At 73.7% G+C, this 21251-nt stretch carries 20 protein-coding genes and 1 riboswitch; of the genes, 9 read left to right on the top strand and 11 right to left on the bottom strand.

All coding sequences use genetic code 11. The annotated features are described in order from the left end of the window. From HGAM_RS20585 to HGAM_RS06895, 7 genes are all read right to left on the bottom strand, one after another. On the bottom strand, window positions 1–1200 hold a 1200-nt coding region (locus HGAM_RS20585), incomplete at its 3' end, for a hypothetical protein (protein ID WP_019144748.1). Between the two features lie 105 nt (window positions 1201–1305). After that, window positions 1306–1506, bottom strand: coding sequence for a cold-shock protein (locus tag HGAM_RS06920; RefSeq protein WP_019144747.1), 201 nt, complete (start codon window positions 1504–1506; stop codon window positions 1306–1308). A 192-nt stretch (window positions 1507–1698) separates the two neighbouring features. Beyond that, complete coding sequence (locus HGAM_RS06915) at window positions 1699–1977, bottom strand: MoaD/ThiS family protein (protein ID WP_019144746.1); 279 nt, start codon at window positions 1975–1977, stop codon at window positions 1699–1701. A gap of 18 nt (window positions 1978–1995) precedes the next feature. Then, window positions 1996–3264, bottom strand: a complete 1269-nt coding sequence (gene thrC / locus HGAM_RS06910; RefSeq protein WP_019144745.1) for a threonine synthase — start codon at window positions 3262–3264, stop codon at window positions 1996–1998. 10 nt (window positions 3265–3274) lie between these two features. Next, window positions 3275–3387: riboswitch (SAM riboswitch) on the bottom strand. A 71-nt stretch (window positions 3388–3458) separates the two neighbouring features. After that, window positions 3459–4262 (bottom strand): trehalose-phosphatase, encoded by an 804-nt coding sequence (gene otsB / locus HGAM_RS18200; protein ID WP_019144744.1) that lies wholly within the window; start codon window positions 4260–4262, stop codon window positions 3459–3461. A 7-nt stretch (window positions 4263–4269) separates the two neighbouring features. After that, a complete protein-coding gene (locus HGAM_RS06900; protein ID WP_019144743.1) occupies window positions 4270–4815 on the bottom strand; it encodes a LytR C-terminal domain-containing protein in 546 nt (181 codons plus the stop codon). 13 nt (window positions 4816–4828) lie between these two features. Beyond that, on the bottom strand, window positions 4829–5116 hold the full coding sequence (locus HGAM_RS06895) for a DUF3263 domain-containing protein (RefSeq protein WP_019144742.1): 288 nt from the start codon (window positions 5114–5116) through the stop codon (window positions 4829–4831). A 109-nt stretch (window positions 5117–5225) separates the two neighbouring features. Here HGAM_RS06895 and HGAM_RS06890 point away from each other — a divergent pair, with 109 nt between their 5' ends. Genes HGAM_RS06890 through HGAM_RS06875 form a run of 4 tightly spaced genes read left to right on the top strand, consistent with a single transcriptional unit; the run spans window position 5226 to window position 10458 of the window. Continuing rightward, on the top strand, window positions 5226–6218 hold the full coding sequence (locus HGAM_RS06890) for a Gfo/Idh/MocA family protein (RefSeq protein ID WP_019144741.1): 993 nt from the start codon (window positions 5226–5228) through the stop codon (window positions 6216–6218). 10 nt (window positions 6219–6228) lie between these two features. Further along, window positions 6229–7662 (top strand): alpha,alpha-trehalose-phosphate synthase (UDP-forming), encoded by a 1434-nt coding sequence (locus HGAM_RS06885; RefSeq protein WP_019144740.1) that lies wholly within the window; start codon window positions 6229–6231, stop codon window positions 7660–7662. A 49-nt stretch (window positions 7663–7711) separates the two neighbouring features. Then, on the top strand, window positions 7712–9034 hold the full coding sequence (locus HGAM_RS06880) for an MFS transporter (protein ID WP_019144739.1): 1323 nt from the start codon (window positions 7712–7714) through the stop codon (window positions 9032–9034). Further along, window positions 9031–10458, top strand: coding sequence for a pyridoxal phosphate-dependent decarboxylase family protein (locus HGAM_RS06875; RefSeq protein ID WP_019144738.1), 1428 nt, complete (start codon window positions 9031–9033; stop codon window positions 10456–10458). The genes HGAM_RS06880 and HGAM_RS06875 overlap by 4 nt, the downstream gene beginning before the upstream one ends. Here HGAM_RS06875 and HGAM_RS18195 read toward each other — a convergent pair. Then, window positions 10448–11374 carry a DMT family transporter gene (locus HGAM_RS18195; protein ID WP_245532097.1) on the bottom strand — a complete coding sequence of 309 codons (927 nt, stop codon included), beginning with the start codon at window positions 11372–11374 and terminating at the stop codon, window positions 10448–10450. The two genes, HGAM_RS06875 and HGAM_RS18195, sit on opposite strands and share 11 nt — an antisense overlap. A 28-nt stretch (window positions 11375–11402) precedes the next feature. Between HGAM_RS18195 and HGAM_RS06865 the strand changes: the two genes are divergently transcribed. Further along, window positions 11403–12839, top strand: a complete 1437-nt coding sequence (locus HGAM_RS06865) for an aminotransferase-like domain-containing protein (protein WP_019144736.1) — start codon at window positions 11403–11405, stop codon at window positions 12837–12839. Between the two features lie 64 nt (window positions 12840–12903). Next, the gene (locus tag HGAM_RS06860) at window positions 12904–13485 is read left to right on the top strand and encodes a GNAT family N-acetyltransferase (RefSeq protein ID WP_019144735.1); all 582 of its coding nucleotides are present in this window, start codon (window positions 12904–12906) and stop codon (window positions 13483–13485) included. Here the strand turns inward: HGAM_RS06860 and HGAM_RS06855 are convergent. After that, complete coding sequence (locus tag HGAM_RS06855; RefSeq protein ID WP_019144734.1) at window positions 13455–14675, bottom strand: MFS transporter; 1221 nt, start codon at window positions 14673–14675, stop codon at window positions 13455–13457. The two genes, HGAM_RS06860 and HGAM_RS06855, sit on opposite strands and share 31 nt — an antisense overlap. A gap of 66 nt (window positions 14676–14741) precedes the next feature. Here HGAM_RS06855 and HGAM_RS06850 point away from each other — a divergent pair, with 66 nt between their 5' ends. Genes HGAM_RS06850 through HGAM_RS18190 form a run of 3 tightly spaced genes read left to right on the top strand, consistent with a single transcriptional unit; the run spans window position 14742 to window position 17710 of the window. Next, complete coding sequence (locus HGAM_RS06850) at window positions 14742–15890, top strand: MFS transporter (protein WP_019144733.1); 1149 nt, start codon at window positions 14742–14744, stop codon at window positions 15888–15890. Further along, entirely contained in the window at window positions 15887–16564 is a 678-nt protein-coding gene (locus tag HGAM_RS06845; RefSeq protein ID WP_019144732.1) for a uracil-DNA glycosylase, read from the top strand. Before HGAM_RS06850 ends, HGAM_RS06845 begins: the two co-directional genes overlap by 4 nt. Window positions 16565–16573: 9 nt before the next feature. Beyond that, complete coding sequence (locus HGAM_RS18190) at window positions 16574–17710, top strand: AI-2E family transporter (RefSeq protein ID WP_019144731.1); 1137 nt, start codon at window positions 16574–16576, stop codon at window positions 17708–17710. Between the two features lie 200 nt (window positions 17711–17910). On the opposite strand, the gene glgB is transcribed toward HGAM_RS18190, so the two are convergent. Both glgB and HGAM_RS06830 read right to left on the bottom strand, forming a co-directional pair. After that, the gene (glgB, locus tag HGAM_RS18185; protein ID WP_019144730.1) at window positions 17911–19872 is read right to left on the bottom strand and encodes a 1,4-alpha-glucan branching protein GlgB; all 1962 of its coding nucleotides are present in this window, start codon (window positions 19870–19872) and stop codon (window positions 17911–17913) included. Continuing rightward, window positions 19869–21248, bottom strand: coding sequence for a maltokinase N-terminal cap-like domain-containing protein (locus HGAM_RS06830; protein WP_019144729.1), 1380 nt, complete (start codon window positions 21246–21248; stop codon window positions 19869–19871). Before HGAM_RS06830 ends, glgB begins: the two co-directional genes overlap by 4 nt. Between the last annotated feature and the right edge of the window lie 3 nt (window positions 21249–21251).

The following is a 21251-nucleotide window of genomic DNA, read 5'->3' as shown; positions in this document are numbered from 1 at the left end:
GACCGGGCGGGAGGGCAGCCGGCCCTGCAGGCCCAGCGCGAACAGCGCGCCGCACAGGCCGGCGGCGACCGCGGTGGGCACCGCCATGGCCAGTCCCTCGGCCCACATGCCGCGAGTCCAGTCGAAGGCGAAGAAGCGGTCGTTCCAGAGCAGCTCCGTGGCCAGCCCGACGGTGCCCAGGCCCAGGCCGGCGACGGCGCCGAGCAGCAGCGGACGGCGGGACAGCGCCGTCAGCGCGATCAGCTCGACCACGACCGCCATGCCCAGGTACAGCGGGAACACGTGGTGGGCCTGGCCCAGCACCTCGCCCACGACGAGCGAGACCAGTCCGCGCATCACCAGGAAGAACAGAGCGGCGACCACCGCCGCGCCGGGACCGACGTAGATCCGCGCGGCGACCAGGCTCACGCCCGCCGCGATGACGATGAGGAACGGCGCGAACACCAGCCGGAACTGGGCGATGCCGAAGTCGAACTCGCCCTGGAAGACCGACAGACCGATGAGCAGCGCCCCGAAGGCGACCGACAGCAGCACGTAGCGCACGCGCGGCGGCATCGGCTCGCTCTGGCCCGACAGCTCGCCCTCGCGGACGAGCAGCACGATGCCCGCGGTGGCCAGGCCGGCACCGCCGATGAGCATGAGGTGGGTCGGTCCCCACAGGGTGACGTCCTGGCCGAACAGCCGGTGCCAGACGTCGTCCAGCGGGAAGCCGATGAGGGCGTAGAGGCCGCAGCCGGCGATGTAGAGGCCGGCGACCGGGGCGTACCAGTGCCGCGTGATGCGGACGGCCGCCGGGCCGGGGCGCTCGCCGCGGCGGCTGTAGACGACCGCGACCATGCCGGCCAGGAAGATCGCGAACAGCCCGTAGAGGATCAGGTAGTGCGCGGGGTTGGCCAGGGGGCCCTCGTCGCGCCCGCGGCCGGCGTGCAGCGCGACGTCCCACATGTAGCCCAGCAGGGCGACGATGAGCGAGGCGCCGACGATGACGACCGGCACGGCGACCCAGCCGGGCTGCCGCATGCGGGCGCCGAGCCGGTCGCCGACGCGCTCGAGCCAGTCCGAGCGGTGGGTGCGGTGCTGCCAGGCGAGCACGCCGAGCACCGCGGTGATGACGGCGGCCGCGACGCTGAGCCCGACCACCTGGTCGAGGGCGGCGCCGCCGGTCGGGGCGGTGGACGCGGCCACGATGTCGTACGTCATGGACCGAGTCTGACATCGGTCATGTGACATCGCAAGTGTCACGTTCGTCCGGGGCCCCGGACGTGCGAGGAGGGCCCGACTCGCGTCGGACCCTCCTGCGAAGACTCAGCCGGGCTTGACCTCGTGGGCCTCACGGCCCTTGGGACCGTCCACGACCTCGAAGCTGACGGCCTGGCCGTCCTCGAGCGTCTTGTAGCCGTCGATGGTGATCTTGGACCAGTGGACGAACACGTCGTCCTCGCCCTCGACCTCGATGAAGCCGTAACCCTTGTCGGCGTTGAACCACTTGACGGTGCCCTGCACCATGCGCACTCCTGCGTGTCGTCGGGCTCCCCTGCCCGGGCGCCCTGATCACCGCTGAGCGTACACGCCGCCCAGCAGTGCCCGTGAGCCCGATGAGGGGCCCGTGAACGAGCGGAGCGAGCGAACCGTCAGCACCGCCACGGCCCGTGCTCCGTACCCTGCGCTCCCCTCGGAGCCCGGGCCGTGAGCGTCGTCTCAGCAGCCGCCGGCAACGGCCGGGATGATCGAGATCTGGGTGCCGTCCGGGGTGGCCGTGGCCAGGCCCTCGGCGAAGCGGACGTCCTCCTCGGCGACGTAGATGTTGACGAAGCGGCGCAGGGCGCCGTCCTCGTCCACGATGCGCGCCTTGATGCCCGGGTAGCCCGACTCCAGCGAGTCGATCACCTCGGACAGGGTGGCCCCGTCGGCGCTCACGGTGGAGTCGTCGCCGGTGTAGCTGCGCAGGATGGTGGGGATGCGGACGCTGACGGTCATGGGGGCTCCTCGGGGGGTTCAGGCGATGCCGGTGGCGACGAAGGCGTCGTACGACGGCGGGATCGTGACGGTCGGGCCGACGCGGTCGGCGATGGCGTCGAGCGTCTTGAGCCCGTCGCCGGTGTTGAGCACCACGGTCTCCGAGTCGGGGTCGAGCTGGCCGGTGGCGAGCAGCTTCTTCAGCGTCGCGACGGTCACGCCGCCGGCGGTCTCGGCGAAGATGCCCTCGGTGCGGGCCAGCAGCGCGATGCCGTCGCGGATCTCGTCCTCGCTGACGTCCTCGACGCTGCCGCCGGTGCGGCGCGTGACGTCCAGGACGTAGGGGCCGTCGGCGGGGTTGCCGATCGCCAGCGACTTGGCGATGGTGTCGGGCTTGACCGGGCGGACGACGTCGTGGCCGGACTTGTAGGCCGCGGCGACCGGCGAGCAGCCCGTGGCCTGGGCACCGAACACCTTGTACGGCGTCGGCTCGACCAGGCCGAGCTCGCCGAGCTCGCCGAACGCCTTGTCGACCTTCGTCAGCTGCGAGCCGGACGCGACCGGGATGACGACCTGCTCGGGCAGGCGCCAGCCGAGCTGCTCGGCGATCTCGTAGCCCAGCGTCTTGGAGCCCTCGGCGTAGTAGGGCCGCACGTTGACGTTGACGAACGCCCAGTCCGGCTCCTCCCCCGCGATCTCGCTGGCCAGCTTGTTGACGTCGTCGTAGTTGCCGTCGACCGCCACGAGCGCTCCGCCGTAGACGGCGCTCGTGAGCACCTTGGCCTGCTCAAGGTTGGAGGGGATGAACACGACGCCGCGGATGCCGGCGCGGGCCGAGGCCGCGGCGACGGCGTTGGCCAGGTTGCCGGTGGACGGACAGGCCAGGACGGTGAAGCCGAGCTCGCGGGCGGCGGCCAGGGCGACGGCGACGACGCGGTCCTTGAACGAGTGGGTCGGGTTGCCCGAGTCGTCCTTGACCCACAGCGAGCGCATGCCCAGCTCGCGGGCCAGGTTGTCGGCCTTGACCAGGCGGGTGAAGCCGGGGTCGGTGTTGGGGAAGGTGGCCACGTCGTCGGGCACCGGGAGCAGCGAGCGGTAGCGCCAGATGCTGCGCGGGCCGGACTCGATCTGCTCGCGGGTGACGGTGCCGAAGTCGTAGCCGACCTCGAGCGGGCCGAAGCACTCGGTGCACGCGTAGTGCGGGCCGAGCTCGGTGCGGTGGCCGCACTCGCGACAGGCCAGGTGGGTCGCGGGGCCGAAGGCTCCCGAGCGAGGGGTGGGCTTGGTGATGGACGCGCCGATGGTCACGACAGGACTCCCGTCATCTGCCCCCGACGACCGTCGCCGGGGCCGGAGGTAGCACCTGGCTCGTGGTCGAGCTGGTTGCTGGAGCTTCAGCGGGCCGGGTCCCTCTGCTCCTCTTGATGAACGGGACGAGCGTAGAGCGGGTGTCTCACGATGTGCAACGCGCGTCCGGATCGTGGACGCGAGGCGAGACGGCGTCAGGCGCCGAGGTCGTCGGCGAGGGCGGTGAGCCACTCGGCGACCGCGTCCGGGCCGTCCAGGACGACGTCGGCGCGGGCGACGAGCGCGTCCTGCTCGGCCGACGCCGAGCACAGCAGCAGGCCGCCCAGACCGTCCTGGCGCAGGGCGTCGACCGCGTCGAACGCCGGGAGGTCGCCGAGGTCGTCGCCGCCGAAGACGACCTGCCGGGCGCCGGTCTCGGCGACGAGGGCGCGCAGGGCGTCGCCCTTGTCGACGCCGGGCTGGCGCAGCTCGACCACCTGACGGCCGTGCTCGACCTGCAGGCCGTGCTGCTCGGCCAGCGCGGTCAGCGGCGCCCCGAGCTCGGGCAGGACGTCCTCGGCCAGTCCGCGGGTGTGGACGGCGACGGCCAGACCCTTGTCCTCGATGCGAGCGGCCTGGGCGCCGTGCTCGGCCAGCCAGGCGGGCAGCGCCGCGACAACGGCGGCGACCGCCTCGGGGGCGACGACGTCCTGCACGGGGCCGTCGGCGGCCGACCAGCGCTCGGCGCCGTACTGGCCCATGATGCGCAGGCCCTCCAGCCCCTCGAGGTCGAGGAACCCGCCGAGCTCGAGCGCCTGCGCGACGGGGCGTCCGGTGACGATCGCGACCTGGCCCAGCACGCGGCCGAGCCGCTGCAGCGCAGCGACCGAGCCCGGGTGGGCGTAGGCCCGCGTGGGGTCGTCGACGATGTGGGAGAGCGTGCCGTCGAAGTCGAGCCCCAGCAGGGTGCCTGCGGGATCGGACAGCACGGCGTCACGACGGGTCAGCGCATCGGGCATGGGTCGATCATCGCGCGCCCGACAGGACGACCGTCAGCCGGTCCGCCCGCATGGGTGCGACGCGCTCGCGCACGCGGTCCAGACCGAGGTCGCGGGCGAGCCGACGGGCGGCGGCCTGCTCGCCGGCCGGGTGGTACACGGTGCTGCTCGGGATGCTGCCCCGCCAGTTGCCGACGCCCTCGACCGTCCAGCCGGCGCCGCGCGCGCGGCCGGCGTACTCGGCGGCCAGCCCGGAACGTCCGGTGTTGTTGAACACGACGACCGGCAGGTCGCGGGCGGGCTCGGGCTCGGCCGACGGCGTCTCGCTCGGCGTGGGGCTCGGCGTCGGTGACGGGCTCGGCGAGGGCGAGGGGCTCGCCGAGGGGGTGGGCGACGGGGTCGCGACCGAGGTCGGGGCCGTGGTGGCGGGACGCTCGTCGCGCGGCTGCTCGTCGTCGCCCAGCAGCGTGACGACGAGGTAGGCGGCCGCGCCGGCCAGCAGCAGGCCGGTGCCGACGATCAGCCAGCTGGGCAGGATGACCGCACGACGGGTCGGCGTCCGACGATGGTCCACCGCAGGCGCAGCCTCAGGCGTCGAAGCCGAGGCGGCGGGCCGAGCGCGTCCGCTGACGCTGCTCGCGCACGCGGCGCAGGCGCTTGACCAGCAGCGGGTCGAAGGCCAGGGCCTCCTCGGTGTCGATGAGCGCGTTGAGCACCTGGTAGTACCGGGTGGCGGACATGTCGAACTTCTCGCGGATGGTCTGCTCCTTGGCCCCCGCGTACTTCCACCACTGGCGCTCCATCGCGAGGATCTCGCGGTCACGCTCGGACAGCGACGTCGTGGGCTCGACCACGGCCTTCTCCACAGCGCTCATGCGCCTGATCGTACGGCATGAATGACAGCCGTGTCATTCATCGCGCCCAGACCGCCCGGACGACCGCTCCCGGGGTGCCGCGGCCCGGGGTCGTGTCCATACTGAGCCGGTGACCACCGACACCACCCCCGTGCGCTGGGGCATCCTCGCCACCGGCGCGATCGCCGAGAAGCTCGCTGCCGACGTCCCGCTCGTCCCGGGCAACGAGCTGGCCGCCGTCGGCTCCCGTCGGCTGGAGTCCGCCCAGGCCTTCGCCGAGCGGTTCGGCGTCGCCCGCGCCCACGGCTCCTACGAGGAGCTGGCCGCCGACCCCGACGTCGACGTCGTCTACGTCGCCACCCCGCACGGCCGCCACCTCGAGGACGCGCTCATGTGCCTCGAGCACGGCAAGGCCGTCCTGTGCGAGAAGGCGCTGACCCTCGACGAGCCCGACGCCCGCCGCCTGGTCCAGACCGCGCGCGAGAAGAACCTGTTCCTGGCCGAGGCGATGTGGATGCGCGTCCACCCGCTGGTGCGCCGCGTCCTGGAGATGGTCGAGTCCGGCGCCCTGGGCGAGGTGCGCCAGCTGCGCGCCGACCTCGGATTCGTGGCCGGCGGCAAGTCGCGCCTGTGGGACCCGAGCCTGGGCGCGAGCGCGCTGCTGGACGTCGGCATCTACCCGCTGACCTTCGCCCACCTCGTCCTGGGCGCCCCCGAGCGCATCACCGCGGACGGCACGCTGTCCGAGCACGGCTTCGACCTGACCGGCGGCGCCACGCTCACCTACGCCTCGGGCGCCGTCGCGACCATCTCCTGGTCGCAGGTCACCCAGTCCGACAGCCGCGCGTCGGTGGCCGGCTCCGACGGGCGCATCGAGATCAATGCGCCCATGCACCACCCGACGTCCGCCACGTACACGAGCAACGGCGAGGTCGAGACGCTCACCGCCCCGGTGACCGGGTACGGCTACGCGCACGAGGTCGCCGAGGTCGCCGCCTGCCTGCGCCGCGGCGAGACCGAGTCCGCCCTGCTGCCGCTCGACGAGACGGTCGCGATCCTGGGCCAGATGGACGCCATCCGGGCGCAGATCGCCGCCGCTGCGGGCTCCGCGGCGACTCGATAGGGTCGGGTCCATGGCGTCGACCGGTGCAGAGTTCGTGGTGATCGCCAACCGGCTGCCCGTCGACCGCGACGTGCTCGCGGACGGGACGGTCGCCTGGCGCAAGTCCCCCGGTGGCCTGGTCACCGCCCTCGAGCCGGTCATGAAGAGCCAGGGCGGCGCGTGGATCGGCTGGCACGGCGCGCCCGACGAGACACTCGAGCCGTTCGACGACGACGGCCTGCACCTCGTGCCGGTGCCGCTCTCGGCCCAGGAGGTCGAGGAGTACTACGAGGGCTTCTCCAACGCGACGTTGTGGCCGCTGTACCACGACGTCGTCGCCCCGCCGGCCTTCCGTCGTGAGTGGTGGGACTCCTACGTCGCGGTGAACCGGCGGTTCGCCGAGCGCGCCGCCGAGGAGGCCGCGCCCGACGCCGTCGTGTGGGTGCAGGACTACCAGCTGCAGCTCGTCCCGACGATGCTGCGCGACCTGCGTCCGGACCTGCGGATCGGCTTCTTCCTGCACATCCCGTTCCCGCCCACCGAGCTGTTCCAGCAGCTGCCGTGGCGGCGGCAGATCCTCGAGGGCCTGCTCGGCGCCGACCTGGTCGGCTTCCAGCTGCCCGGCGCGGCGCAGAACTTCGTCCGGCTCGTGCGCCAGCGCGTGGGCCACAAGACGCACCGCGACATGGTCTACCTGCCCGACGGACGCGGCGTGCTGGCCAAGGCCTACCCGATCTCGATCGACGCCCAGGGCTTCGAGGACCTCGCCCGCTCCGAGCGGGTCACCCAGCGCGCCGCCGAGATCCGCGCCAGCCTGGGCAACCCGCGCAAGGTCCTGCTCGGCATCGACCGGCTCGACTACACCAAGGGCCTGCGCCAGCGCATCCGCGCCTTCGGCGAGCTCATCCGCGACGGGTCGGTCGACGTCGACGACGCGGTGTTCGTGCAGGTGGCGACCCCCTCGCGCGAGCGGGTCGACCAGTACCGCATCCTGCGCGACGACATCGACCGCCTGGTCGGACGCATCAACGGCGACGTCGGCAAGATCGGCCAGCAGCCCATCCAGTACCTGCACGCGTCCTACCCCCGCGAGGAGATGGCCGCGCTGTACCGCGCCGCGGACGTCATGGTCGTCACGCCGCTGCGCGACGGCATGAACCTCGTCGCCAAGGAGTACGTGGCCTGCCGCTATGACGACCAGGGCTCGCTCGTGCTCAGCGAGTTCGCCGGCGCCGCCGCCGAGCTCAAGCAGGCGTACCTGGTCAACCCGTACGACATCAACGGCACCAAGGCCGCGCTGCTGCAGGCCATGGAGGCCGGCGACCGCGAGAACGGCAAGCGCATGAAGGCGATGCGCAAGCACGTCATGGAGCACGACATCGAGCGCTGGGCCCGCACCTTCCTCAAGGAGCTCAGCGAGGTGCGCTCGCACGACAAGAACCCGCGCCCGGCCAGCGTGTCCTGAGCGCCGCGACGCGGCCGGGCTGACTCCCCCGGCCGCTAGCCTCCGGCGCATGACCACCACCGAGCCGCTCGCACCGGGCGTGCGCCGCGGCTACGCGCTGGGCAGCGTCGCCACCGGCACGTTCGGCACGGTCCCCGGCCTGCTGCTGCTCCCCTACCTGACCGACCACCTGGGCATCGCCGCCATCGCGGCCGGCGCGATCGTGCTCGTCCCCAAGGCGTGGGACGTCGTGCTGAACCCGGTCGCCGGACGCATCAGCGACCGCTCCACCCACCCGGCCGGACGCCGCCGCCCGTTCCTGCTGCGCGGAGGGCTGGCCCTCGCGGTCTGCTTCGCGCTGCTGTTCGCCGGCCCGACGTCGCCGGGCTGGCTGGGCGGCGCGTACGTCGTGCTCGCGTTCCTGGCCTGCGCGACGGCCTACGCCTTCTTCCAGGTGCCGTACGTCGCGATGCCGGCGGAGATGACGTCCGACTACGACGAGCGCACGCGGCTCATGAGCTGGCGCGTCGCGGTGCTGGCGCTGGCGATCCTGGTCAGCGGGGCCACCGCCCCGATGGTGGTCAACGCGTTCGGCGGGCAGGAGACCACCGCGGGCTACCGGCTCATGGGGGTCTACGTAGGGCTGCTCCTGGCCGTCGGCGTCGCCGGCGCCTGGTGGGGCACGCGGCACGCCCCGCAGACCCGCACCGGGCTGGCGTCCGGCACGCTCCGCGAGCAGCTGCGCGTCGTGGCGCACGCGCCGGACTTCCGCGCCCTGCTGACCTGCTTCGTCGTGCAGGCGCTGGGCGTCGGCGCCCTGCTCGCCGGCGTCGCCTACGTGGCCGACGACCTGCTGGACTCGTCGGCCGCGTCCACCTTCCTGTTCGCCGCCTTCGTCGGACCGGCGATCCTGGTGACCCCGCTGTGGGAGCGGTACGCCCGCACCCGCGGCAAGAAGCCCGGCTACGTGCTCAGCTCGGTGCTGCTGTCGCTCGGCGCGCTGGCGCTGCTCAGCACCCGCACCGGCGAGGCCGGCTGGGCGTACGCCGCCGCCGTGCTCGTGGGCATCGGCTACGCGGGGGCGCAGGTCTTCCCGATGGCGATGCTGCCGGACGCCGCGGCGCGCGACGCCGAGCGCACCGGCGAGAACCGGGTCGGCGTCTACACCGGCGTCTGGACGGCCGGCGAGACGCTGGGCCTCGCGCTCGGCCCGGGACTGTTCGCGCTGGTGCTGTCGTCGGGTGGCTACGTCTCCAGCACCGACGGCGACGCCGCGCAGCCCGAGAGCGCCCTGGACGCGATCGCGATCGGCTTCTCGGTCGTGCCGGCGGTGCTCGTGGCCGCCGGGCTCATCTGGCTGCGCCGCTACCGACTCGACGAGGAGACCCGATGACCCACGACGAGATCCGCGCCCGGCTCGCGGAGCTGCGGGCCGGCGACCTGCCCACCCACGGCGGACGCACGCTCGCCTACGTCTACGACTCGGGCCTGGCCGACGTCGACGCGCTCGCCAAGGAGGCCCTAGCCGCGTTCGCCTCGACCAACGGGCTCGACCCGACCGCGTTCCCGAGCCTGCTGGCGATGGAGCGCGACCTCGTCCGCTTCGCCCGCACGCTGCTGCACGGGCCGGGCTCGGCGGTGGGCACGGTGACGTCCGGCGGCACCGAGTCGGTGCTGCTGGCCGTCCAGTCGGCCCGCGACGCCCACCCCGACCTCGAGCGTCCGGTCATGGTCGTGCCGAGCACCGCGCACGCCGCGTTCGCCAAGGCGGCGCACTACTTCGGAGTCGAGCGGGTCGCCGTGCCGGTCGACCCCGCCACCCAGCGCGCCGACGTGGTCGCGACCCGGGCGGCGCTGGACGAGCACGCCGGCCGCATCGTGCTCGTGGCGGTCAGTGCGCCGTCGTACGCGCACGGCGTCGTCGACCCGGTCGCGGAGGTCGCGGCGCTGGCCGCCGAGCGCGGCCTGCGCTGCCACGTCGACGCCTGCATCGGCGGCTGGGTGCTGCCGTGGGCCCATCGGCTCGGCCGCGACGTGCCCGCGTGGGACTTCGCCGTCGAGGGCGTCACGAGCGTCTCGGTCGACCTGCACAAGTACGCGTACACGCCCAAGGGCGTCTCGCTGCTGCTGCACCGCACGCCGGCGCTGCGCCGCAGCCAGTACTTCGCCAGCGCCGACTGGCCCGGCTACACGATGCTCAACGCCACGATGCAGTCGACGAAGTCCGGCGGCCCGCTGGCGGCGGCGTGGGCCACGGTGCAGGCCATCGGCGACGCCGGCTACCTCGAGCTCGTCCGCGTGGCGCTCGAGGGCACGGACGCGCTGGTCGCCGGGATCGAGGCCACCGAGCACCTGGCCCTGGCGTCCCGGCCCGACTCGACGCTCGTGGCCCTGCGCACCGACGACGCCCTGGACGTCTTCACGCTGAGCGACGAGATGCTCGAGCGCGGCTGGTACGTCCAGCCGCAGATGCGCTTCGGCGGGCAGCCCGCCACCCTGCACCTCACGGTCAGCGCGGCCACGGCCACGGGCGTCCCGGACTTCCTGGTCGCCCTGCGGTCGTCCGTCGCCGCGGCCGTCGCGGCCGGGCCGGTGCAAGTCGACCCGGCGCTGGCCGAGGCGGCGGCCGCCCTCGACCCGTCCGGCCTGGACGATGCCACGCTCGACGCGCTGCTGGCCATGGCCGGGCTGGCCGGTGACGACGGCGAGCTCGCGCCGCCACGGCGGATGGCCGAGGTCAACGCCCTGCTCGACGTCGCCCCGCCGGCGCTGCGCGAGGCGCTCCTGGTCGCCTTCCTGGACCGGCTCAGCCGCTGACCGCGGCGCGCTCGGCCGGTGTCCGCCGTGTGCCGGTCGGTCGCGGGGCGGACGCACGCTGGGTGACGACGATGCAGCTCAGCACGGCCACGGCGGTCAGGGGCACGGCGGCGCTGAACGACTCACCCATCAGCAGGATCGCCCAGACCAGCGTGAGCAGCGGCTGGGCGAGCTGCAGCTGGCTGGCGCGGGCCACGCCGATCAGTCCCATGCCGCGGTACCAGACCACGAAGCCGCCGAGCTGCGAGATGCCAGCGACGTAGGCCATGCCGGTCAGCGCCCGGGCGGTGAGGTCCACGGGCTCGTGCCCGAGCGCCACCCCGGCGACCACCAGGTTGACCGGGGCGGCGACGAGCACGCCCCAAGCGATCACCTGCCAGCCGGGCATGTGCGCGGCGAGCCGTCCCCCCTCGGCGTAGCCCGCCGCGCACAGGACCAGCGCGACGAGCAGATAGACGTCGGCGACGGTCGGGCGTCCGTGGCTCTGCAGGAGCGAGAAGGCCACCACGACCGCGCCGCCGGTGCCCGCGGCGAGCCAGAACGCACGGGGAAGCCGACGGCCGGAGCGCAACGCGGCGATGCTGGCCGTCGCCATGGGAAGGGCGCCGATCACCACTGCCGAGTGCGCGGTGGAGGACGTCTCCAGGGCCAGCGTGGTCAGCAGCGGGAACCCGACCGCGCACCCGACGGCGACCACGGCCAAGGCCGGCCAGTCCTGCCGGCGCGGCAGCGGGCTGCGGCACGCGAGCAGCACGACCGCCGCGAGGACGGCCGCCAGCACGCCGCGGACGCCGGCGGTGCTCCACGCGCCGAAGCCGTCCATGGCCCAGACCGTGGCCGGGAAGGTGAAGGAGAAGGCCAGGACGCCGAGGAGCGCCAGAACCGTGCCCGGGGTGGCCGAGGGCGCTACTGGCACGACGACAGTAGCGCTATCATTACCTGTCATGTCCAACGATAGCAGTTGGCAGGGACTTGCGGACGTCCTCGCCGAGGAGCTCGAGCACCTGCCCGCAGGGGCCCGGATCCCGACCCACCGGCAGCTGGTGCAGCGCTTCGGCGCCAGTGCCACGACGGTGTCCCGCGCGCTGTCCAGCCTGAGCCGCCAGGGGCTCATCGAGTCTCGGCCCGGCGCCGGGAGCTTCCGCAGCGCGTCCCGGGCCGCGACGTCCGTGGTCGACACCGGCTGGCAGGAGGCCGCGCTGGCGGTCTCGCCGGTCGTCGGCAGCGAGCCGACGCCCGTCCGGGAGCACGACGCGAGCACGGTGGGCGCCACCCTGAGCTCGTACGGAGCCGACGTGGTCGACCTCAACAGCGGGTACCTGCACCCCGACCTGCAGCCCCTCGACCTGCTGGCGACGGCCCTCGGCCGCGTCGGTCGCCGCCGGGACACGTGGGAACGGCCGGAGGTGGCCGGGCTGCCGGACCTGCGCGACTGGTTCGCGACCGAGATCGGCGCCGGCCTCGCGCGCCACGACGTCCTCGTCACGGCGGGTGGGCAGGCCGCGCTGTCGTTGGTGATGCGGGCCGTGGGCACGCCCGGCGACCCCGTCGTCGTGGAGACGCCCACGTACCCGGGCATCCTCGCCGCGGCGGCCGCCGCAGGGCTTCGTGCGGTGCCGGTACCGGTCGACAATGCCGGCATCCAGCCCGAGCACCTGGAGCGGGCGCTGACCCAGACGGGCGCCCGCCTCGTCGTCGTGCAGCCGCGGTTCCACAACCCGACGGGCGTCTCGCTCAGCGACGACCGCCGGCGCCAGGTCATCGAGCTCGTCGTGCGCCACGGGGCCTTCCTGGTCGAGGACGACTTCGCCCGGTACCTGCCCCACACGGACGCGGCGCCACCGTCACCGTCCCTGATCGAGGGCGATCCGGTCGGCGCCGTCGTGCACGTCCGCTCCCTGACCAAGTCGACCTCGCCGAACCTGCGCGTCGCCGGCGTCGCGGGACGAGGCCCCGTCATGGGACGCCTGCGTGCGGCCCACGTCGTCGACACGATGTTCGTCCCGGCCGTGCTGCAGCACGCCGCGCTGGAGGTGCTCACCTCGGCCTCCTGGCCCCGCGCCCTCCGGTCGCTGGCCGGGCACCTCGCCGATCGACGCGACGTCGCGGTCGAGGCGGTCCGGCAGCACCTGCCGGAGGGGTCCCTGGACCGCCCGGCCCACGGGGGCTACCACCTGTGGGTGCGGACGCCCACCGGGACGGAGGACCACGACGTCGCCGCCCGCGCGCTCCAGCGCGGGGTGGCCGTCACCCCCGGCAGCAACTACCACCCGACCAGGGCCACGACGAACCGCCTGCGGCTCAGCTACGTCGCGGCCCCCTCGCCGGCCGACGTCGTCGCCGGCATCCGGCGCCTGGGAGAGGCGCTGCACCCTCGCTGAGGCGCCGGGGGCGCGACTCCCGGCACGTGGAGGGGACCACGCCAGCCCCGATAGGTTGACGTCCGTGAGCGACTGGACCGTCACCCCGCACCTCGTCGGCACCCACGTGGAGCTTGTGCCGATGCGCCCCGACCACGCCGCCGGCCTGCTGGCCGCGGCCGACGACGATGAGGTCTTCGCCTGGCTGACCCTCCCCCGCCCCCGGACGCTCGAGGACGCCGAGGCGATGGTCGAGCGTTCCCTGGCCCTTCCCGACCGCACCTGGGTGCAGGTCGACCGCGCCAGCGGGGAGGTGGCCGGCACGACGTCGTACTACGACATGAGCGAGACCGCGCGCACCGTCGCCATCGGGTTCACCTGGCTGGGCCGGCGGTTCTGGCGCACGGGCATCAACACCGAGGCCAAGCTGCTGCTGCTGCGCCACGCGTTCGACGACCTGGGCTGCGTGCGGGTCGTCTGGCACACCGACGAGCACAACCACCGCTCGCAGGCCGCCATCGCCCGGCTCGGCGCCACCCGCGAGGGCGTCATGCGCAAGCACAAGCGGCGGCGCGACGGCTCGTGGCGTGACACCCACCTGTTCTCGATGCTCGACACCGAGTGGCCGGACGCGCGTCAGGCCCTGGAGCGCCGGCTCGCCCGCTGACCGGCCAGCGCGGTCAGCACCGCGAGCGCGGCCGTCGCCACGGGGACGACGAAGGCGCCGGAGTGCCCGTGCGCGTCGGCCAGGCGCCCGGCGACCGAGGAGCCGAGGGCGTAGCCGATGCCGGTCGCGCCGGCGAGCAGCGTCATGGCGGCGCCGATCCGGTGCTCGGGCACGATCTGCCCGGCCAGCGCGAAGTTGCTGATCATGTACGGCGCGACCGCCAGGCCGAGGAACAGCACCACGACGACGAGCTGGGCGATGGTGTCGACGAGCAGCAGCGGCATGGCGAGCACGAGCAGCGCGACCGCCGCGGCCAGCGACCGGGTGGCGTAGCCGATGCGCTCGGGCACGGCGGCCATGGTCAGGCCGGCGGCGACGCTGCCGACGCCGAGCACCGCGTGGACGAGCCCGGCCACACCCGGCTCGCCCGCGGCGGTCGTGAGCGCGGTCGTGCCGGTCTGCACCGAGCCGAACAGCACCCCGACCCAGGCCTGGGCCAGGACGAGGAGCACGAAGGCGGGCACCAGCAGACGTCCGGCCGGCGGCACGGCGCTGCGGTCGACCCTGGTGAGCGCGGCCGTGGGGTGGACGGCGAACAGCGTCCCGAACACCGCGAGCAGCGCGGCGCCGACCAGCAGCGCGACGGACGGCTCGCCGACGAACGCCAGCACGCCGATGAGCGCGGGCCCGAGGACGAACGAGGCCTCGTCGGCGGCGCCCTCGTAGGAGAACGCGGCGTCGACGACCATGCGCCGGTAGGCCGGGTCGTCCCGGGGCCCGACGGCCGCGCCCTCGGCGATCGGCCGCCAGCGCACGCGGGCCAGCGGCCCGACCTGCGGGATGAACAGGCCGGCCACGCCCGAGACGGCGATGGCCGCCCACGGCGACTCGTCTGCGACGGCCACGAGCCCGACGAGGGCCGCCGCTCCGGCGAGGGACTGCACCAGCACGGTGCCGCGCTGGCCGTGACGGTCGGCGAGCGTGCCCCAGAACGGTGCCCCGACGGCGTTGGCGACGGCCAGGACGCCGGCGGCGGCGCCGCCGTACGCGTACCGGCCGGTGGCCTCGCTGACCAGCACGAGGGTGCCCATCTGGCTCATGGCAAGCGGAACTCGCCCGAGGAAGGCTACGAGGACGTAGGCGGGCCCGACGATCCGCAGGAGCTCGCGGTAGGCGGCGACGGCTGACACAGCGCGTCGAGCCTAGGGGCTCACGCCGGGCAGGACGGCTCCGGGTCGCGTCGATAGGCTCGACGGGTGCCGCCGACCCAAGCCCGCCGGGCCACCTTCGGACTGTTCGGCCTCAACGGCTTCCTGCTGGGCATGTGGATCGTGCACATCCCCCTGGTGAAGGACCGCACGGGCATCGACGACTCGACCCTCGGCGGGATGTTGCTGCTCGTCGGGATCGCCGCGCTCGTGGGCATGCAGGCCGGCGGCCGGCTCATCGACCGCATCGGCTCCGCGCCCACCGTGGCCGTCTCGATGACCGTGCTCGCGCTCGTCCTGCCGTTCATCGCGCTGGCCGAGTCCCCCGTGGCGCTGGCCGTCGTCCTGGCGGTGCTCGGCCTGGCCAACGGGGTCGTGGACGTCGCGCAGAACGCGCAGGCCGTCGTGGTCGAGCGGGCCTACGGACGTCCGATCATGTCGGCCTTCCACGCCCTGTTCTCGATGGGCAACCTGGCCGCCGCGATCGTGGGCGGCGTGCTGATCGGCCAGGACGTCGGCATGCTGGCGACGCTGTCCGCCGCGGCGATCGTCGGGATCGCCGGCGCCGCGGTCTGCCGCCGCCCGCTGCTCGCCGACGCTGCTCCGGCTCCCACCGAGGACGGCGGCCGTCGTCGCGTCCCGTGGACGCCCCGCGTCGCGCTGCTCGGCGGGCTCGCCTTCGCGCTCATGCTCAGCGAGGGCGTCGCCTACGACTGGAGCACCGTCCACCTGCGCGACAGCCTCGGCTCGACCGAGACCGTGGCCGCCTGGGCCTTCGGCGCCTTCTCGGCGACCATGACGATCGTCCGCCTGGTGGCCGACCGGATCGTGGCCCGCGTCGGCTCGGCCACCTACGTCAGCATCGCCGCCCTGGTGGGGGCCGTCGCCATGCTCGGCGTGGTGCTGGCCCCGAACGCCCCTGTCGCCATCGCCGCCTGGGCGCTGTTCGGCGTCGGGCTGGCCGGCTGCGTGCCGCAGTTCTTCAGCGCCGCCGGCAACGTCGACCCGACCGCGGCCGGCACCTACCTGGCCCGCATCACCAGCTTCGGCTACACGGGGCTGCTGGCCGGCCCGTCGATCATCGGGTTTCTGCGCACCTGGGTCTCGCTGCCGACCGCGCTGCTCGTGCCGCTGGTCGGCTGCCTGGCGGCCGGCCTGCTCGCCCGCCGAGCCTTGGCCGGACGGGTGGACGCATGAGGCGCCCACTGGCCGAGCTCGTCGCCCCCGACTGGGCCGAGGCGCTCGCCCCGGTCGAGGACCGCATCCACGCCCTGGGCGACTTCCTGCGCGCCGAGACCGCGGCGGGCCGCGGCTACCTGCCCGCCGGCGACGCCGTGCTGCGCGCCTTCCGCGAGCCGATGGCCGACGTGAAGGTGCTCGTGGTCGGCCAGGACCCGTACCCGACGCCCGGCCACGCGATGGGGCTGTCGTTCTCGGTGCAGCCGGACGTCCGACCGCTGCCGCGCAGCCTGGTCAACGTCTTCGCCGAGCTCGAGGCCGACCTCGGCGTCCCGCCCTCGCCCTCGGGCGACCTGACGCCGTGGGCGCGCCAGGGCGTCCTGCTGCTCAACCGCGTGCTCACCGTCCGGCCAGGCGAGGCGGCAAGCCACCGGGGCAAGGGGTGGGAGACCGTCACCGAGCAGGCCATCCGCGCCCTCGTCGCCCGCGACGCCCCGCTCGTGGCCGTGCTGTGGGGCCGCGACGCCCAGGCCCTGGCCCCGCTGCTCGGCGACACGCCGGTCGTGGCCAGCGCCCACCCGAGCCCGCTGTCGGCGTCGCGGGGCTTCTTCGGGTCCCGCCCGTTCAGCCGCGTCGACGCCGCGCTCGAGGCGCTCGGGGCACGCCCGGTGGACTGGCGGCTGGCCCCGTAGGGTGACGCCATGACTTCCTCGAGCGCCCGCGACCGCGTCGTCGACCACGGGTTCTCCGTCCTGCAGAAGTGGGGCATCCGCATCGTCGTGTACGCGGCGGCCGCGGTGGTCCTGGGCTGGGTGATCGGCCACACCTGGATGGTGCTGTACCCGCTGGCGATGGCCCTGGTCGTCGCCACCGTGCTGCAGCCGCCGACCGGGTTCCTGCGCCGCCACGGCTGGCCGGACGCCCTCGCCGCGGTGACGGTGATGCTGAGCTTCTTCGCCCTGATCAGCGCCCTCGTGGCCATCCTGGCGCCCCAGGTCGCCGGCCAGGCCGACGACGTCGCCGAGGGCGCCTCGGACGGCCTGCAGCAGGTCCGCGAGTGGCTGGTCACCGGCCCCTTCGAGGTCACGAACGGCCAGATCACCAACGCCATCTCCGCCGTCCAGGACAAGATCCAGGACAGCGCGACCCAGATCGGCTCCGGCGTCTTCTCCACGATCGGCGTCGCGACCGGCGTCATCGTCAACCTCGTGCTGATCCTGGTGCTGACCTTCTTCTTCATGAAGGACGGCCACAAGTTCCTGCCCTGGGTCCGCTCCATCGGCGGCGCGCGCGTCGGCGGTCACCTGACCGAGCTGCTCCTGCGCATCTGGAACACGCTGGGCGGCTTCATCCGGGCCCAGACGATGGTGGCCGCGATCGACGCGATCATCATCGGCCTCGGCCTGATCATCCTGGACGTCCCGCTGGCCGTCCCGCTGGCCGTCGTGACGTTCTTCGGCGGCTACATCCCGATCATCGGCGCCTTCGTCAGCGGCGCGCTGGCCGTGCTGGTCACGCTGGTCACCAACGGCTGGCAGGAGGCGCTCATCGCGCTCGCCATCGTCGTCGCCGTGCAGCAGCTCGAGGGCAACGTGCTCTCCCCGTGGCTGCAGGGCAAGAGCATGAACCTGCACGCCGGCATCATCCTGCTCTCGGTCACCGCCGGAAGCTCGATGTTCGGCATCACCGGCGCGTTCCTGGCCGTCCCGGTGGCCTCGGCCGTGGCCGAGACCCTGCGCTACCTGCTCGAGCGGGTCGACCGCGAGGCGGGCGTCGTGCCCGAGGAGGCCGGGCCCCCGCTGGAGGAGCCGGGCAAGCCGGTGGCCGAGCAGGACTGACCACTCCGGCCACCGGCCGGGCACACAAGAAGGGGCGACCAGCGCGTAGCGGTCGCCCCTTCTCGGTCCACCCCAGCGTGAGCGGTGAGGAGAGCCGGCTGACGTCCCCCGATCGCCAGCCGGCTCCTCTTCACCGTGGTGCACACCAGTGATGACAGAAGACTAGAGGACGGGGACTAGTCCCGTCTAGTCACAACGGACTAGGCCTTTCCGGACACCCCGTCGACCGGCTCCACGTCCGGCTCCAGCGCGTCCTCCGCGAGCGTCGTGCCGACCGTCTCGGACGCGTCCTCGTGCACGAGCCACAGCACGCCCGCGGGCGGGATCTGCAGCACCGCCGAGGCCGGCTGGCCGTGCATCGGCTCGTCCGTGGCCTCGACCCGGCCCAGGTTGCCCACGCCCGACCCGCCGTAGACCTCGGCGTCGGTGTTGACCACCTCGCGCCACGTGCCCGTGGCCGGCAGGCCCACCCGGTAGTCCAGGTGCGGGGCGCCGGAGAAGTTGCACACGCAGGCCAGCTGCGTGCCGTCGGAGCCCACCCGCAGGAAGCTCAGCACGCTGCCCGCGGCGTCGGACGCGTCGAGCCAGACGAAGCCCTCCGGGCGCGCGTCCTGCGACCACAGCGCCGGCGAGGCCACGTACGTGCGGTTGAGGTCGCCGACCAGCCGCTGGATGCCCGCGTGCAGCGGGTCGTCCAGCTCGTGCCAGTCCAGCGAGCGGCCCTCGGACCACTCCCCCGACTGGCCGAACTCGCCGCCCATGAACAGCAGCTGCTTGCCCGGGTGGGCCCACATGTAGCCCAGCAGGGAGCGGACGCCGGCAGCCTTGTTCCAGGCGTCGCCGGGCGAGCGGCCCCACAACGAGCCCTTGCCGTGCACGACCTCGTCGTGCGAGAGCGGCAGCACGAACTGCTCGCTCCAGGCGTAGACCAGCGAGAAGGTGATCTCGTCCTGGTGCCAGGAGCGGTGCACGGGCTCGCGACCCAGGTACTGCAGCGTGTCGTGCATCCAGCCCATGTTCCACTTCATCGCGAAGCCGAGGCCGCCGGTGCCGGTGGGCGCCGTGACGCCCGGCCACGACGTGGACTCCTCGGCGATGACGAGCGTGTCGGGGTGGTGCTTGGCGACGGTGCCGTTGAGCTCCTGCAGGAACTGGACGGCCTCGAGGTTCTCGCGGCCGCCGTGGACGTTCGGCTCCCACTGGCCGTCCTGGCGCGAGTAGTCCAGGTAGAGCATGGACGCGACGGCGTCGACCCGCAGGCCGTCGACGTGGAACTCCTCCAGCCAGTACAGCGCGTTGGCCACGAGGAAGTTGCGCACCTGCGGACGTCCGAAGTCGAACACGTAGGTGCCCCAGTCGGGCTGCTCGCCGCGGCGCGGGTCCGGGTGCTCGTACAGCGGCGTGCCGTCGAAGCGGGCCAGGGCCCAGGCGTCGCGCGGGAAGTGCGCGGGCACCCAGTCGACGATGACGCCGATGCCGCGCTGGTGCAGGTGGTCGACGAACCAGCGGAAGTCGTCCGGGCTGCCGAACCGGGACGTCGGCGCGTAGTACGACGTGACCTGGTAGCCCCACGAGCCGCCGAACGGGTGCTCGGCGATCGGCAGCAGCTCCACGTGGGTGAAGCCGTGCTCGAGCACGTAGTCGGCCAGCTGCTCGGCCGCCTCGCGGTACGACAGGCCCTGGCGCCACGACCCCAGGTGCACCTCGTAGATGCTCATCGGCGCGTCGGACCAGGTGGTCGCCGCGCGGCGCTCGAGCCACTCGTCGTCGCCCCACGCGTGCGTGGTGGTGGCGATGACCGACGCGTTGTCCGGCGGCACCTCGGTGGCGAAGGCCATGGGGTCGGCCTTCTCGTGCCACTGGCCGTCGGGGCCCTCCAGGCGCAGCTTGTAGCGCTGGCCGGGCTCGGCACCGGGCACGAAGCCCTGCCAGATGCCACCGTCGGCGTGGGTCAGCGGGTGGGCGTCGGAGTCCCAGCCGTTGAAGTCGCCGACGACCCGCACGGTGCGGGCGTTGGGCGCCCAGACCGCGAAGGACGTGCCGGCGACCCCGTCGACGGTGGCCGGGTGGGCGCCGAGCGCCTGCCACAGCCGTTCGTGCCGGCCCTCGCCGATCAGGTGCAGGTCGAGCTCTCCGAGCCCGGTCTCCTTGGCGTGCTTCATGCGACCCCCTCCACGATGCGGGCGATGGACGACAGCGGGACCTCGAGCCAGTCCGGCCGGTTGGCGTGCTCGTAGCCGACCTCGTAGACGGCCTTGTCGAGCTCGAGCGCGGTAAGCAGGACGGCGTGCTCGCGCGGGTCGCCCAGGTCCGAGACCGAGGCGTACCCCTCGCAGAACGCGTCGCGGTTGACCTGCGCCCAGGCCAGCGCGCCGTAGGTCAGCGCCTGGACGTCGTCGGGCTGGCCGACGAGCAGCTGGTGCGCGGCGTAGTCGAACGAGCGCAGCATGCCGGCGACGTCGCGCAGCGGGGAGCGCAGCGCGGCGCGCTCCTGCAGCGGTGCGGCCGGCTCGCCCTCGAAGTCGATGACCGTCCAGCCGCCGACGGTGCGCAGCACCTGGCCCAGGTGCAGGTCGCCGTGGACGTACTGGCTGCGCAGCGGCGTGGGCAGCTCCTGGACGCGCTCGAGCGCGGCCCGGATGCCCGGCACGTGCGGTGCGAGTTGCGGCACGTCCGCGGCCACCGTCTCGAGCCGGTCCGTCATGGTGCGCACCTTGCCGGCGAGCTCGTCCGGCCCGACGTCGGCGGTGCCGAGCGCCCGGGCCAGGTCGGCGTGCACGTGCGCCACGGCCTGGCCGAGGCGGCGGGCCTCGCCGGAGAAGTCGCCGCCGTGCTCCTCGGGCGCGGTGCCCGGGTCGGCCATGAGGTCGCGGACGCTCGTGGTCGCCATCGCCCAGCCGTCGGCCGCGTCGGGGAAGAACTGCTGCATCATGCCCAGCGTCGTCTCCTGCCCGTCGAAGCGGCCGGCGATCGAGCCGAGCGGCTGCGCGATGTGCTGGCAGCCGGCGTCGCGCAGGGCCCGGTGCAGCACGAGGTCCTTGTTCAGGCCCGGCGACAGCCGGCGGAACAGCTTGAGGATGTACTGGCTGCCGAACACCAGGGAGGTGTTCGACTGCTCGCTGGTGATCGGGCGACCGCGCAGGCCGGCGTCCAGGACGACGTCCGGCTCCAGGTGGAAGCTGACGTCGCCGACGGTCGCCTCGCGGGCCAGCAGGCCGAGCAGCTCGCTGGTGACGTCGGCGTCACCGGAGGCCTCGTACATCGTGATGCCGTCGTCGACCTCGATCACCGCGGCCGCGGGGACGTCGGGCGCCTCGGCCCGGCGCGCGCCGACGAGCAGCTGGTAGACGTCGCGCCGGTCGCCCTGGCGCACCTCCACCACGAGGTGCACGAGCGCCGGGTCGCCGTCGACGAGCACGGTCGTCTCCAGGGCCTGCACGGCGTCGATCGGGCGGTCCTTGCCCGCGAACCACCGCCGGGTCGTCAGCCAGTCGGGCAGGGCCCGCAGCACCACGTCCATCCAGGGGGTCGAGCTCATCGC

Source organism: Aeromicrobium massiliense JC14 (genome assembly GCF_000312105.1).
In the GTDB taxonomy this organism is placed as follows: Bacteria; Actinomycetota; Actinomycetes; order Propionibacteriales; family Nocardioidaceae; genus Aeromicrobium; species Aeromicrobium massiliense.
Note: the sequence above shows the minus strand (reverse complement) of the source record. Positions and strands in the feature narration are given on the sequence as shown.